The sequence below is a fragment of the Sphingomonas arantia genome (assembly GCF_042682045.1).
Lineage (GTDB): Bacteria > Pseudomonadota > Alphaproteobacteria > Sphingomonadales > Sphingomonadaceae > Sphingomonas_R > Sphingomonas_R arantia.
In genome coordinates, this window is the sequence record NZ_JBHUGS010000001.1 from 187,928 (window position 1) to 201,909 (window position 13,982).

The 13,982-nt window shown below is 68.3% G+C and carries 13 protein-coding genes and 1 tRNA gene; 9 read left to right on the top strand and 5 right to left on the bottom strand.

The genetic code is table 11. The annotated features are described in order from the left end of the window. Position 1 precedes the first annotated feature (1 nt). The 3 genes from polA to ACFSGX_RS00905 all read right to left on the bottom strand — a co-directional run bounded on the left by polA (position 2) and on the right by ACFSGX_RS00905 (position 5,513). Positions 2 to 2,752, bottom strand: a complete 2,751-nt coding sequence (gene polA, locus ACFSGX_RS00895; protein WP_380926771.1) for a DNA polymerase I — start codon at positions 2,750 to 2,752, stop codon at positions 2 to 4. Positions 2,753 to 2,851: 99 nt separating this feature from the next. Further along, positions 2,852 to 4,453: an L-aspartate oxidase gene (gene nadB / locus ACFSGX_RS00900; protein ID WP_380926773.1), complete on the bottom strand. Its 1,602-nt coding sequence runs from the start codon at positions 4,451 to 4,453 to the stop codon at positions 2,852 to 2,854. Between the two features lie 133 nt (positions 4,454 to 4,586). Beyond that, the gene (locus tag ACFSGX_RS00905) at positions 4,587 to 5,513 is read right to left on the bottom strand and encodes an ABC transporter ATP-binding protein (RefSeq protein WP_157176691.1); all 927 of its coding nucleotides are present in this window, start codon (positions 5,511 to 5,513) and stop codon (positions 4,587 to 4,589) included. A 126-nt stretch (positions 5,514 to 5,639) separates the two neighbouring features. On the opposite strand from ACFSGX_RS00905, the gene ACFSGX_RS00910 reads away from it, so the two are divergent. Both ACFSGX_RS00910 and tldD read left to right on the top strand, forming a co-directional pair. Then, entirely contained in the window at positions 5,640 to 5,903 is a 264-nt protein-coding gene (locus ACFSGX_RS00910; RefSeq protein WP_157176692.1) for a zinc-finger domain-containing protein, read from the top strand. A gap of 18 nt (positions 5,904 to 5,921) precedes the next feature. After that, positions 5,922 to 7,343, top strand: a complete 1,422-nt coding sequence (gene tldD, locus ACFSGX_RS00915; RefSeq protein ID WP_380926774.1) for a metalloprotease TldD — start codon at positions 5,922 to 5,924, stop codon at positions 7,341 to 7,343. Positions 7,344 to 7,351: 8 nt separating this feature from the next. On the opposite strand, the gene ACFSGX_RS00920 is transcribed toward tldD, so the two are convergent. After that, entirely contained in the window at positions 7,352 to 7,558 is a 207-nt protein-coding gene (locus ACFSGX_RS00920) for a hypothetical protein (RefSeq protein ID WP_380926776.1), read from the bottom strand. A gap of 168 nt (positions 7,559 to 7,726) precedes the next feature. On the opposite strand from ACFSGX_RS00920, the gene ACFSGX_RS00925 reads away from it, so the two are divergent. The 4 genes from ACFSGX_RS00925 (at position 7,727) to ACFSGX_RS00940 (ending at position 11,747) form a co-directional block, all read left to right on the top strand. After that, entirely contained in the window at positions 7,727 to 7,945 is a 219-nt protein-coding gene (locus tag ACFSGX_RS00925) for a putative signal transducing protein (RefSeq protein ID WP_380926778.1), read from the top strand. Next, positions 7,942 to 8,658, top strand: a complete 717-nt coding sequence (locus tag ACFSGX_RS00930; RefSeq protein ID WP_380926780.1) for an endonuclease/exonuclease/phosphatase family protein — start codon at positions 7,942 to 7,944, stop codon at positions 8,656 to 8,658. Before ACFSGX_RS00925 ends, ACFSGX_RS00930 begins: the two co-directional genes overlap by 4 nt. 25 nt (positions 8,659 to 8,683) lie before the next feature. Beyond that, on the top strand, positions 8,684 to 9,499 hold the full coding sequence (locus ACFSGX_RS00935) for an oxygenase MpaB family protein (protein ID WP_380928187.1): 816 nt from the start codon (positions 8,684 to 8,686) through the stop codon (positions 9,497 to 9,499). 67 nt (positions 9,500 to 9,566) lie between these two features. Next, positions 9,567 to 11,747 (top strand): putative bifunctional diguanylate cyclase/phosphodiesterase, encoded by a 2,181-nt coding sequence (locus ACFSGX_RS00940; RefSeq protein ID WP_380926782.1) that lies wholly within the window; start codon positions 9,567 to 9,569, stop codon positions 11,745 to 11,747. Positions 11,748 to 12,008: 261 nt separating this feature from the next. Here ACFSGX_RS00940 and ACFSGX_RS00945 read toward each other — a convergent pair. Continuing rightward, positions 12,009 to 12,083: transfer RNA gene (locus ACFSGX_RS00945), tRNA-Gly, on the bottom strand. A gap of 196 nt (positions 12,084 to 12,279) precedes the next feature. On the opposite strand from ACFSGX_RS00945, the gene ACFSGX_RS00950 reads away from it, so the two are divergent. Genes ACFSGX_RS00950 through ACFSGX_RS00960 form a run of 3 tightly spaced genes read left to right on the top strand, consistent with a single transcriptional unit; the run spans position 12,280 to position 13,978 of the window. Further along, positions 12,280 to 13,173 carry a tetratricopeptide repeat protein gene (locus ACFSGX_RS00950; protein WP_380926784.1) on the top strand — a complete coding sequence of 298 codons (894 nt, stop codon included), beginning with the start codon at positions 12,280 to 12,282 and terminating at the stop codon, positions 13,171 to 13,173. Beyond that, positions 13,170 to 13,808, top strand: coding sequence for an LON peptidase substrate-binding domain-containing protein (locus ACFSGX_RS00955; protein WP_380926786.1), 639 nt, complete (start codon positions 13,170 to 13,172; stop codon positions 13,806 to 13,808). The genes ACFSGX_RS00950 and ACFSGX_RS00955 overlap by 4 nt, the downstream gene beginning before the upstream one ends. After that, entirely contained in the window at positions 13,805 to 13,978 is a 174-nt protein-coding gene (locus tag ACFSGX_RS00960; protein WP_380926787.1) for a Trm112 family protein, read from the top strand. Before ACFSGX_RS00955 ends, ACFSGX_RS00960 begins: the two co-directional genes overlap by 4 nt. The last annotated feature ends 4 nt before the right edge of the window (positions 13,979 to 13,982 follow it).

A 13,982-nucleotide genomic window follows, 5' to 3' on the forward strand; every position in this document is an offset into this window, starting at 1 on the left:
ATCAATGCGCGGCGCCCCAGCTCTTGCCCGTGCCGATTTCGACGCCGAGCGGGACGGAGAGCGTCACCGCGGGCTCGGCGGCGCCGGCCATCACGTCGCGGATCACGGCGGAGGCGGCGTCGACTTCGGACGGATCGAGTTCGAACACCAGTTCGTCGTGGACCTGCAACAGCATGCGTACGGTACGCAGCCCCGCCAGTTCGAGTTGCGGACCGACCCGCACCATCGCGCGCTTGATGATGTCGGCCGACGTGCCCTGAATCGGGGCGTTGACCGCCTGACGCTCCGCCGACTGGCGTTCGCCGACGGTCTTGCCGCGGATGCCGGGCAGGTGCGTCTTGCGGCCGAACAGCGTGGTGACATAGCCCTTGTCCCGCACCTGGGCGATGGTGTCGGCCATGTAGGTCTTCACGCCGGGGAAGCGATCGAAATAGCGGTCGATCATGGCCTGCGCCTCGATCCGGTCAGTGCCGAGCCGGCCCGCGAGACCGAAGCTGGAGATGCCGTAGAGGATCGCGAAGTTGATCGTCTTGGCCTTGCCGCGCGTGTCGCGGTTGACCTCGCCGAACAGTTCCTGCGCGGTCAGGCTGTGGATGTCGTCGCCGTTGGCGAACGCGGCGCGCAGTTGCGGCACGTCGGCCATGTGCGCGGCCAGCCGCAGTTCGATCTGCGAATAGTCGGCGGCGAGCAGGACCTTGCCTTCCTCCGCCACGAACGCGTCGCGGATCCGGCGGCCCATTTCAGTGCGGATCGGGATGTTCTGCAGGTTCGGATCGGTCGACGACAGCCGCCCGGTCTGCGCGACCGCGAGGCTGAAACTCGTGTGGACGCGGCCGGTTTCCGGGTTGATCTGCGCCTGCAACGCATCGGTATAGGTCGATTTGAGCTTCGACAGCTGGCGCCATTCGAGCACAAGCCGCGCCATCGGCACGCCTTCGGCCGCGAGCCGTTCCAGTTCGGTGACGTCGGTGGAGTAGACGCCCGACTTGCCCTTGCGGCCGCCCTTCAGCCCCATCCGGTCGAACAGCACCTCGCCGAGCTGCTTGGGGCTGCCGATCGTGAACGGGCCGCCGGCGGCTTCGTGGACCTGGCCTTCCAGCACGGCGATCTGCGTGGCGAACTCGGCCGACAGGCGCGACAGTTCGGCGCGATCGACCTTGATCCCGGCGCGCTCCATTTCCGCCACGACGGTGACGAGCGGGCGGTCGACCGTCTCGTAGACCTGTGTCGCGGCCTCCGCGGCGAGGCGGGGCTTGAGGCGGCGCCAGAGGCGGAGCGTGACGTCGGCGTCCTCCGCGGCATATTCGGTGGCTTGCGGCAGCGGCACCTTGTCGAACGTGATCTGCGCCTTGCCGGTGCCGCAGATCGATTTGAAGCTGATCGTGTCGTGCGACAGGTGGACCTTGCACAGGTCGTCCATGCCGTGGTTCCGCAGGCCGGCGTCGAGATCGTAGCTGAGGATCATCGTGTCGTCGGCGGGAGTCACGTCGACGCCCGCGCGGCGCAGCACGACGAGGTCGTATTTCAGGTTCTGGCCGATCTTGAGCACCGCCGGATCGGCGAACAGCCGGCGGAGCCGGTCGAGCACGACCTCGCGCGGGAGCTGCGTCGGGACCTCGGACAGCAGCCCGTCGCCGACATGGCCGATCGGGATGTAGCACGCCTTGCCCGGCGCGATCGCCATCGACACGCCGACCAGCGTGGCGCGCATCGAATCGATATGGTCGGTCTCGGTATCAATCGCGATCGTGCCGACGGCGGTCGCCTCCGCGATCCACCGGTCGAGCGCCTCCTCCGTCACGACGCACTCATAGTCCTTATGGACGAAGGCGGGTTCGTCGGTCGCGACGGGCGCGGGTGGCGGCACCGGTTCGCCGATGACATGGCCGTCGGTGACCTTGAGGAGCAGCGACTTGAAGCCCTGGTCTTCGAGGAACGCCCGCAACGGGGCGGGTGGAATGCCCTTGAGCGCAAGATCTTCCAAAGGCTCGGGCAGCGGGTGGTGGCAGGCCAGGCGCACCAGCTCGCGGCTGAGCCGCGCGGCATCGGCATGGTCGATCAGCGACTGGCGGAGCTTGGGCTTCTTGATCGTGTCGGCCGCGGCCAGCACGGCCTCCAGATTCCCATGCTCCTGGATCAGCAGGCTGGCGGTCTTCGGCCCGACGCCGGGGACGCCGGGGACATTGTCGACCGCGTCGCCCATGAGTGCGAGCACGTCGCCGAGCTGGCCCGGCGTGACGCCGAACTTTTCCTGCACATACTCCGCGCCCAGCCGGCGGTTGTTCATCGTGTCGAGCATGTCGAGCCCGGGTTCGATCAGCTGCATCAGGTCCTTGTCGGAACTCACGATCGTGACCTTCCAGCCCTCGGCCAGCGCGGCTTTGGCGTAGCAGGCGATGATGTCGTCCGCCTCCAGCCCGACGGTTTCGATGCAGGGGACGGAGAAGGCGCGGGTCGCCTCGCGGATCACCGGGAACTGGGGGACGAGGTCCTCGGGCGGCGGCGGGCGATGCGCCTTGTATTCGGCATACATGTCGTTGCGGAACGTGTGCGACGACGCGTCGAGGATCACCGCCAGATGGGTCGGGCCGTCCGACGTGTGAAGCTCGTCCACCAGCCGCCACAACATGGTGGTGAACCCGTAGACCGCGCCGGCGGGCTCCCCCTTGCGATTGGTGAGCGGCGGCAGCCGGTGATAGGCGCGGAAGATATATCCGGACCCGTCGACGAGATAGAGGTGATTATTCGACACCGACGCGATGTAGCAACGTGGCGGGCGCTTGGCGACTGGGACTTGAGGGGTGCGTTTGCACTGGTTCGGGGTGTCTGGCGGCGGCCCGCCCGGGCCGGTTCAGGGCACCAGGATCGTGTCGACCGCCTCGGGCGCCGTCTCCGGATAGTCGAGCGTGTAGTGGAGGCCGCGGCTTTCCTTGCGGGAGAGGGCGGAGCGGATGATGAGGCGGGCGACCTCGACCAGGTTGCGCAGTTCGATCAGGTCGGCGGTGACGTGGAAGGTGCCGTAATATTCCTCCGTTTCCGCGGCGAGCAGTTCGATGCGGTGGAGGGCGCGTTCGAGGCGCTTTGTCGTGCGGACGATGCCGACGAAATCCCACATGAAACGCCGGATCTCGCGCCAGTTGTGCTGGACGACGACTTCCTCGTCCGAATGCGAGACGCGGCTTTCGTCCCACGGGCGGATGGCGGGGGGTGTCGGGAGCGTGTCCCAGTTGGCGTGAATATGGTCGGCCGCGGCCTCGCCGAAGACGAAGCATTCGAGCAGCGAGTTGGACGCCAGCCGGTTCGCGCCGTGAAGGCCGGACTGCGTCACCTCGCCCGCCGCGTACAGGCCGGGCAGGTCGGTGCGGCCGTCCAGGTCAGTCAGCACCCCGCCGCAGGTGTAATGCTGCGCCGGCACGACCGGGATGGGTTGCGTGGTGATGTCGATGCCGAGCGTCAGGAGCTTGGCATGGATGTTGGGGAAATGTTCGCGGACGAATTCCGGCGGGCGGTGGCTGATGTCGAGATGGACATAGTCGAGGCCGAGCCGCTTGATCTCGTGATCGATCGCGCGCGCCACGACGTCGCGCGGCGCGAGTTCGGCGCGGGGATCGAAGTCGGGCATGAAACGGTGGCCGGACCCGGGGAGCAGCAGATGGCCGCCCTCGCCGCGGACGGCCTCGGTGATCAGGAAATTCTTGACCTCAAGATTGTAGAGGCAGGTCGGGTGGAATTGCATGAATTCCATGTTCGACACGCGGGCGCCGGCGCGCCAGGCCATCGCGATGCCGTCGCCCGTCGCCCCGCGCGGGGCGGTGGAATAGAGGTAGGTGCGGCCGGCACCACCGGTCGCCAGGATCGTCGCGCGGCCGGTGAACGCCTCGACCCGGCCGGTTCCGCGGTCGAGCGCGTAGACGCCCCAGACGCGGCCGTCGCCGGAGTAGCGCACGCCGTTGCGGCCGGTGATGAGGTCGATCGCCGCCATGTCGGGGACGAGCGTGATGTTGGGATTGGCGGCGGCGGCCTTCTCCAACGCCTGCTGCACCGCCCAGCCGGTGGCGTCGTCAACATGCACGATGCGGCGGTGGCTGTGGCCGCCCTCGCGCGTCAGGTGCCAGCGTTCCGATTCGCCAGGGTTGAAGGGGACGCCGAGCGCCGCGAGCCGCTCGATCGCGGCCGGCGCGCCGCCGATGACATATTCGACGGTGCGGCGATCGTTCAGGCCAGCGCCCGCGATCATCGTGTCCTCGATATGCGATTCGAACGTGTCGCCGGGCTCGAGCACCGCGGCGATCCCGCCCTGGGCCCAGGCGGTGGATCCTTCGGAGAGGCCGCCCTTTGCCAGCACGACGACGCGGTGGTTCTGCGCCAGGTTGATCGCGGCGGTGAGGCCGGCGGCGCCGGAGCCGATGATGACGATGTCGTAGTGGCGGGGGCCGGTGGGTGCGTCGGTCATGCTGCTTCTATTGTCTCCGACCCGCTTTCCGGCGGCGTTTGGTTCGAGCCTGTCGAGAACTCTGCGCGGGGTTCTCGACAGGCTCGAACCAAACGGGTTGGGGCGCAAGGCCCTACGTGACGGGATTCAGGTCTTACGCCGCGTCGGCCGCGCGGGTGAGGTTGAGGAATACGTCTTCCAGATCGGCTTCGCGCGTGGACACATCGACTATGCCGAGGCCCGCGGCCTGGAGCGCGGCGAGCACTTCGCCGGCGTTCACCTTGTCCTTGGAATAGGTGATGACAACGGTGCGGTCGCCCTTCAGCGCGATCTTTTCGAAGCAGGGGGCGACGGGTGCGACGGTCAGGTCGCGGTCGACGGTGACCTCGACGACCTTTTCCTGTGCGCGGGCGAGGAGTTGCGGGGTCGGTTCGTCGGCGATCACGCGGCCATGGTTGATGATCGCGATCCGGTCGCAGAGCTCCTCGGCCTCCTCCAGATAATGGGTGGTGAGGACGACGGTGACGCCGCCGGCATTGAGTTCGCGCACATAGGCCCAAAGCTGCTGGCGCAGTTCGATGTCGACGCCGGCTGTCGGTTCGTCGAGCACGAGCACGGGCGGCGTGTGGACGAGCGCTTTCGCGACGAGCAGCCGGCGTTTCATGCCGCCGGACAGCGTGCGGGCATAGGCGTTCGCCTTGTCCTCAAGATGCACCGCACGCAGCAGTTCCATCGTGCGGCGTTTCGCCTTGGGCACGCCGTAGAGGCCGGCCTGGATCTCGAGCGATTCGAAGGGCGAGAAGAACGGGTCGAACAGGATTTCCTGAGGCACGATGCCGATCGACGCCTTTGCGTTGCGCGGGTGCGCGTCGATGTCGAAACCCCAGATTTCCGCGCTGCCGCTGGTCTTGTTCACCATGCCGGACAGGATGTTGATCATGGTGGACTTGCCCGCGCCGTTCGGGCCGAGCAGGCCGAAGATCGTGCCGCGCGGAATATCGAGCGAGACGCCGTCGAGCGCGCGCTTGCCCCCCGCATAGGTCTTGCAGAGATTCTGGATGCGGATGGCGGCTTCGGTCATGCGTCTGCGCATAGCGGGCGGCGGGGCGGGTTGAAAGCGGGAGGCCGGGGGAAATGTAGCGCCGGCGTGGGCTCCGACGCGATTGATGCGCTTGCGGGGGTCACGCGCGGTTGGTAACGCGGGGGCATGACTGGAACCGCGCCCGAGACATCCCGTGTCACCACCGCCCGCATCGTGTGCGACGGGGCGACCGATATCGTGGGCGGTGCCGCGCTCGGCCATCCGCGCAGCTGGTTGCAGATCGACGAGAAGGGTTATGTCGATTGCGGTTACTGCGACCGGCGTTTCGTGTTGATCGGTGGGCCGGCCGATACCGGCGCGGGTGAGGCGGCCCCGGGCGGGACGATCAACACGCGCGAGACGCAGGTCGGGGATGTGCAGGGCGGCTGAGCCCCTTATATCCCGTCGATGACACAGACCGATCCCCGCGCTTTCCTCTACCGCGATACGCTCGATCCCGATGCGGCGCTGCGCCTGACGGCGGAGACGCTGAAGGGCTGCGACGACGGTGAGCTCTACCTGCAATATATGGCGTCGGAGAGCTTCGGGTTCGACGACGGGCGGCTGAAGACCGCGGATTTCAACACGCAGGCGGGGTTCGGCCTGCGCGGCGTGTCGGGCGAGACGATGGCGTTGGCGCATGCCAACGAGCTGAGCGAGGCCGCGATCCGGCGGGCGGGCGAGACGATGACGTTGCTCGACCCCGCGACCGGCGCGCGCAGCGCACCGCCGCGGCGGACCAATGCGGGGTTGTATACCGGTGACGACCCGCTGTCGGCGATCCCGTTCGCGCGCAAGGTGGAGCTGTGCCAGCGGATCGACGCTGCGGCGCGGGCGCGCGATCCGCGCATCGTTCAGGTGTCGGTCGGGCTCGGCGGATCGTGGAGCGTCGTCGAGATCGTGCGGCCGGACGGCTTCGTCGCGACCGACGTGCGGCCGCTGGTGCGACTGAACGTGACCGTCGTGGTCGAGCAGAATGGCCGGCGCGAGAGCGGTTTCCACGGGCTGGGCGGGCGCTATCTCTACGACGACCTGTTCGACGAGGCGGTTTGGAGCCGCTCGATCGACGAGGCGCTGCGCAGCGCCTTGGTCAATCTGGAGGCGGTGGCCGCACCGGCGGGCGAGATGACCGTGGTATGCGGAGCGGGCTGGCCGGGCGTGCTGTTGCACGAGGCGATCGGGCACGGCTTGGAGGGTGATTTCAACCGCAAGGGATCGTCAGCGTTCGCCGGGCGGATCGGCGACCGGGTGGCGGCACCGGGCGTGACCGTAATCGACGACGGATCGATCGCGCACCGCCGCGGGTCGCTGACCATCGACGACGAGGGGACGCCGACGCAGCGCAACACGCTGATCGAGGACGGGATCCTCAAGGGGTATATCCACGACCGGCTGAACGCGCGGCTGATGGGCGTCGCGCCGACCGGCAACGGGCGGCGGCAGAGCTTCGCCCATGCGCCGATGCCACGCATGACCAACACGTTCATGCTGGGCGGGCAGGACGATCCGGAGGAGATCATCGTGCGCGCCAAGAACGGCATCTATGCGCGCAACTTCGGCGGCGGGCAGGTCGATATCACGAGCGGCAAGTTCGTGTTCACCTGCACCGAGGCCTACCGGATCGAGAACGGGAAGCTGGGCGCGCCGATCAAGGGTGCGACGCTGATCGGCGACGGGCCGTCCGTGCTGACCAAGGTCCGCGCGATCGGCAACGACATGGCGCTGGACGAGGGCGTCGGCGTCTGCGGCAAGGGCGGGCAGTCGGTACCGGCGGGCGTGGGCCAGCCGACGCTGATGATCGACGGGCTGACGGTAGGCGGAACGGCCTGACCCGGGCGTTAAAGATCGCGCGGCTTGGCGGCTTTCGGACGATCGACCGGGGTTGCAGTCTCCTTCGGGCGGCAGATGCGGGTCGAGGGCTGGCAGGCGGTGCCGATGTTGGAGCAGGTTCGCCTGCCGGCGACGGTGGTGCAGGCGCGGCATTCGCGCTTGATGTCGGTGCAGAGCTGGGGCGCCGCGAGCATGAGTGCCAAGGTGAGCAGCATCGTCGTGGTTCCCCGTACGGAAGTGTCCCTATTTCCGCAGGTTACGGGTAGCCGATGTGCCGGGTCCAGTCACGGTCTTCGGCAGCGCGGTCGACATGTACGACAGCGGCTTTGGCTGTGGCGCAGAAGGCTGCGCACCCTTTTTCGGAACGGGGCGTTGCCGGTTCCATGTCTTTGATCGAACTTGCACGCTTTCCCGATCGGATCCTGGGCGAACTGGCGCGAGGGCGGCTGGCGGCGGATGGGATCGAGGCCGAGCTGTTCGATGACGGTTTCGGGGCGCTGGGGCTGGGCGTGATGGGCGGCGTGCGGCTGATGGTGGCGCCGCGTGATGTCGCCGCGGCGGGCGAGGCGCTCGGGATCCAGCCGGACGGCGCGGGCGAATGACGCGGACGATCACCGTCGCGAGCTACAACGTCCACAAGGCCGTCGGCACCGACCGGAAGCGGCGGCCGGACCGGATCCTGGAGGTGCTGCACGAGATCGACGCCGATATCGTCGCGTTGCAGGAGGCCGACCAGCGTTTCGGCGCGAAACTGACCGCGATCCCGATCGACCTGATCGCCGAGCGGTCCGATTACCGGCCGGTCGGGTTCGGGGTGCGCCCCGGCGGGATCGGCTGGCACGGCAATGCGATCTTCGTACGCAAGTCCGCGACGATCACCGACTGCCGCCCGCTGGACCTGCCCGTGCTGGAGCCGCGCGGCGCGGTGCTGGCCGATGTGCGGGTGGACGGCGCCGACGTGCGGATCGTGGGGATGCATCTGGACCTGTCGGGGCTGTGGCGGCGGCGACAGGCGAAAGCGGTGATCGCGCATGTCGCGGCGTGCGAGCGGGCGATGCCGACGGTGCTGATGGGCGACCTGAACGAATGGTCGCTGCACGGCGGGTGCCTGCGCGATTTCGGGGGGACGTACCGGTTCGCGGCGACGGGGCGGAGTTTTCACGCCCGTCGGCCGATGGCGGCGCTCGACCGGATTCTGGTCGGACCGGGGGTGGATGTGATCGATTCCGGGGTTCACCACAGCCACAAGGCATCGCTGGCGTCGGACCATCTGCCGATCTGGGCCAAGCTGCGCGTACCGGCTCCGTCCGGATGAGGGACGCGGCAACCCCGTGCTGAGCATGCCGCGTGCGGCGATCCGCGCGCGGATCGAAGCGTTGCTGGGGGCGGACGGCAGCCTGGATCGTCCGCCGGGCGACGACGGGTTGTTCGGGCCACGATCGGCGGCGTGGGCGGTGCATGGGGACGTCACCGCGATGCTGATCGGCGGCGTGTCGTCGCTGCTGCTCCAGATGCTGCATCCGGCCGCGCTGGCGGGCGTGCTGGACCATAGCGATTTTCGGCGCGACATGCGTGGGCGGCTGCTGCGTACCGCACGGTTCGTGGGGATCACTACCTATGGATCGACCGCGGCGGCGGAGGCGGCGATCGCGCGCGTGCGGCGGATCCATGCGGGCGTGAGGGGCACCGTGCCGGGCGGCGCGGCGTACAGCGCGAACGACCCGGATCTGCTCGGCTGGGTCCATGTGGCGGAGACGACGAGCTTCCTGGCGGCGCACCTGCGTTACCGTGATCCGTGGTTTCCGGCGCGGCGGCAGGACGCCTATCACGCCGAGATGGCGGAAGTGGCGCGGCGACTGGGTGCGCGCGACGTGCCTGCAACCCGGCGCGCTGCGGCTGCGTATATGAAAGCTGCGCGGCCAGAACTTCGCGCGGATGCACGGACCCGGGACGTGGCGCGGCTGATCCTGACGCAGGCGGCGCCGGATGCGGTGGCCGTGCCGTTCCAGCGGCTGGTGCTGGAGGCTGGCGTGGACCTGCTGCCGCGGTGGGCGCGCGCGATGCATGGGCTGGACAGGTCGGTGCCGGTGCGCATCGCGACGCGTACGGGTGCCGCAATGGCGGGCCGGGCGGTGCGGTGGGCGATGACGACGTAAGTAAGGGCTTGTTGATATTCGTTCGATAGATAGCATTCGCTGCATCGCTGGCAGCCGGAAAGTCGATATGCGTGCTGCACCCCACCTTTTGAACGAGGATGCCAGGCTGCTGGCGCTGGCCGCGTATGACATCCAGCCGAACGTCGAGGATCCTGCGCTGACGCGGATCGTCGGTCTGGCGGCACGGATGTTCTCGGCACCGGTCGCGCTTATTTCACTGGTCGGCCGCGATACGCAGCAGTTCGCGGCGCGGATCGGGGTGGACGCTTGCAGCGCACCGCGCGACACGTCCTTCTGCGGGCATGTGATCGCGCAGGACGACATCATGGTCGTGAACGATGCGACGCTGGACGTGCGGTTCGCCGACAATCCCAACGTCGTGGACGGTCTGCGCGTCCGTTTCTATGCCGGTGTTCCGTTGCGGTCGCCCGACGGCTTCGCGCTCGGCACGCTGTGCGTGAACGATCACCGGCCGCGCAACGGCATGTCGGATGCGGACCGCGAGAATCTGCGGACGCTGGGTGCGCTGGTGACCGACCGGCTGGAGACGCGGCGGGCGGTGACGGCCGGGGCGGTCGAGCAGTCGCGGTTCCAGAGCATCGCCGCGACGTCGCCGGACGGCATCGTCTGCGCCGACGACATGGGGCGGATCACGTTCTGGAACGCCGGTTGCGAACGGGTGTTCGGGTTTTCCGCGGAGGAGGCGATCGGACAACAGATCGACCTGATCGTGCCGGCGCGGATGCGCGGCGGGCATGACGGTGGCCTGCGCCGCGCGGCGCTGGGCGGCCCGACGTTCATGGTCGGCACCACGGTTGAACTGGACGCCGAGCACAAGGACGGGACCGAGTTTCCGATCGAGCTCTCGCTGTCGATGTGGCGGGAAGGGACGCAGGCGAGTTTCGGCGCGATCATCCGCGACATCCGCGAACGGCGCGCCAACGAGACGCGGCTGTTCAACATGGCGCATCTCGACGGGCTGACCGCGTTGCCGAACCGTGCCGTGATGCTGACCCGGATCGGGGAGTGCATGGCGGCGAACGAACCGCTCGCCGTGCTGATGCTGGACCTGGACGGGTTCAAGAACGTCAACGACACGCTGGGCCATACAGCGGGCGACGTCGTCCTGCGCGAAGTGGCGCGGCGCGTGCTGGAATGCATCCGCCCGATCGATACCGTGGCGCGGTTGGGTGGCGACGAGTTCGCGATCATGATCCCCGGCACGGGCAGCGCGCGTGGCACGGTGGGCGCGGTGGCGGACCAGATGATCGCCGCGATCGGCGCGCCCTATGTGATCGACGGGCAGGTGATCCATATCGGGGCCAGCATCGGCATCGCATCCGCGCCCGACGACGGGGACCATGCCGAGGACCTGCTGTCGGCCGCCGACCTGGCGATGTACCATGCCAAGGGCGAGGGGCGGAATTGCCGGCGTTTCTTCACGCCGCCGTTGCGCGACGCGGTCGTCCACCGGCGCGCGTTCGAGGGCGAATTGCGCCGCGCGATCGACGAGGGGGAGTTCGAGCTCTTCTACCAGCCGCAGGTGCGGATCAGCGACGGCGTGCTGCTGGGCGTCGAGGCGCTGCTGCGCTGGCGGCATCCGGAACAGGGGCTGCTGGAGCCGGCGCGGTTCCTGCCGACGATCGAGAACGGCCTGCTCGCGCCCGACGTGGGCCGCTGGGTGCTGGAGACCGCGTGCGACCATGCGGTGGCGTTGCGCGGACGGATGCCGGCGCTGGTTATGGGCGTGAACCTGTTCGGGGCGCAGTTCCGCACCGGGCGGCTGGCCGAGGAGGTGATCGGGGTGCTGGCCCGCACCGGCCTGCCGCCGACCGCGCTGGAACTGGAGATCACCGAGAATATCGCGCTGCGTCACGACGAGACGATGCTGCCCCCGCTGAAGGTGCTGCGCGAGCTTGGCGTGGGTGTGGCGTTCGACGATTTCGGCACGGGCTTCGCGTCGCTCAGCCTGCTGAAACGCTACCCGCTGACCCGGTTGAAGATCGACCGCAGCTTCATCCGCGAAATCGGCACGGATCGGTCCGACACCGCGGTGGTGAGCGCGATGGTGTTCCTGTCGCGTGGGTTGGGGATCGAGGTGATCGCGGAGGGCGTCGAGACCGAGGAACAGCGCGACCTGTTGCGCGCCTGCGGGTGCGACGTGGTGCAGGGGTATCTTTACGGCAAGCCGATGGCGTTGAGCGACCTGCATGACTTTATCGGGATGCAGTTGCGGATGGTGGCGTGAGGCGGCGTGTTGCAGCGCTGATCTGATTCGCTGGGGGTGCCGTCCCCGCCGGACGTGCTAGGCGATTGTCTGCGAACTTTGATGTCGGGCGCTGTCGGCCGTCTCGGCTGCGCTCGACGGGTCCCTCGACTTCGCTCGGGATGAACAGGGTTGGTTAGATGCCTGGATCGCATCCCGTGGTGTCAGGATAGACGCCCGGACGACCAAAAAGCGGCCTAGCTTACGCTGACCACTCACATTTTGTTCTACCAGTTCGGAAACTGGAGCGGGCGAAGGGATTCGAACCCTCGACCCCAACCTTGGCAAGGTTGTGCTCTACCCCTGAGCTACGCCCGCTCGGCGCTGTTCGCTTGGGAAGTTCGTCCGAACCACCCTGCGGCAGGCGGCGGCTAATATCCGCAGCATCCCCGGTCGGCAACCCCTTATCTTTGCGCATGTGCGAAAAGCCGGCGGGGCTTGGCATCGGGGCGGGCCGCGCCACATAGGGGGGCGACGGAACGACAGGGAGACGGTGACGGTGGCGACACTTGGCATGACGGCAGCCGAACGCGAGGCGATCGAGGGTTTTCGGCGCGACGTGGTCGAGCCGTCGATGGACGCGCTGGTCATCGTGGATTTCTGGGCGGACTGGTGCGGGCCGTGCAAGGCGCTGACGCCGCTGCTGGAAAAGGTCGCGGCCGACTATGCCGCGCGCGGCGTGAAGCTGGTCAAGGTCAATGTCGATGAGCAGAAGGCGGTCGCGGCGCAATTCCGCATCCAGTCGCTGCCGACGGTCTATGCGATCTTCCAGGGGCAGCTGGTCGCCGACATGACGCCGGCGCGCACCGAGGGGCAGCTGACCCAGATGCTCGACCAGATCCTGAAGCAGCTGCCGCTCAAGACCGATGCGGCCGCGGCGGAGGCGGATTTGGTGCCGCTGATCGCCATGGCCGAGGAAGTGCTGGAGAGCGGCGACGCGGAACGTGCGCTATCGATCTACCGCCAGCTGGGCGAGATGGCGCCGGACAATCTGACCGTCGTGGCGGGCGAGGCGCGTGCGCTGTTGCTGGGCGGTGCGGTGGACGAGGCGGCGGAGCTGCTCGATTCGGTGCCGGTGGAGAAGGCGAACGACCCGGCGCTGATGCAGGCGCGGGCGGCGCTTGCGCTGGCGAAGGAAACGGCACCGGTCGACGACCTCGCCCCGCTGGAGGCGCGGATCGCGGCCGACCCGGACGATCATGAGGCGCGCTACGAACTGGCCGGCGCGCTGATGACCAGCGACCGCGACCGGGCGGCGGACGTGCTGCTCGAATCGATCGCGCGTGATCGTGACTGGAACGAGGGCGCGGCGCGAGCGCGGCTGCTGACGTTGTTCGCGGCGGTCGGGCTGATGGACCCGTGGGTCGGGGCGCAGCGCCGGCGGCTGTCCGCGGTCCTGTTCACATGAGCGAGGGCAAGCGCCATCGCCTGTCGGTCTTCCCGCTGGCCGGGGCGCTGCTGTTCCCGCGTGCGCAGCTGCCGTTGCATCTGTTCGAGCCGCGGTACCGCGCGTTGATCACCGATGCGCTGGCGCGTGATCGGCGGATCGGGATGGTGCAGCCGCGTGAGGGCGGCGACGATCGCCGGCCGGCGCTGTACGATGTCGGCTGCGTCGGGCGGATCGCGCAGTTCGAGGCGCTGGACGACGGGCGGTTCAACATCGTGCTGGAAGGGATCACGCGGTTCCGGATCCTGAGCGAGATGGATGTGACCACGCCGTTCCGCCAGGTGCAGGCCAGTTTCGACGATTATGACGACACGGCCGAGCCCGACCCGCTGGCCAGCGTGCTGCGTGCCGACCTGGAACGCGAATCGCGGCGCTTTGCCGATGCGCGGGGGTATCAACTCGACTGGGACGCGGTGGCGCGGCTCGACGACGAATCGCTGGTGAACGGCATCGCGCAGATCGCGCCGTTCGATGCGGCCGCCAAGCAGGCGTTGCTGGAGGCGCGGACGATCGTCGACCGGGCGGACCTGATCGTGCAGTTCCTGCTGTTCTTCCGTCTGCGCGACGGGGACGACGACGGGGCGACGATGCAGTGAGCGCGGGGCCCGATCCGGTGCTGGTGGCGAAGCTGGTGTGCCCGCGGACGCGGACGGCGCTGCGCTGGGATGATGCGTGCGGGCTGCTGGTGTCGGACAGCGCGGGACTTGGGTATCCGGTGCGGGACGGCGTGCCGGTGCTGCTGGTCGAGGCGGCGGTCGCTATCTGATCGA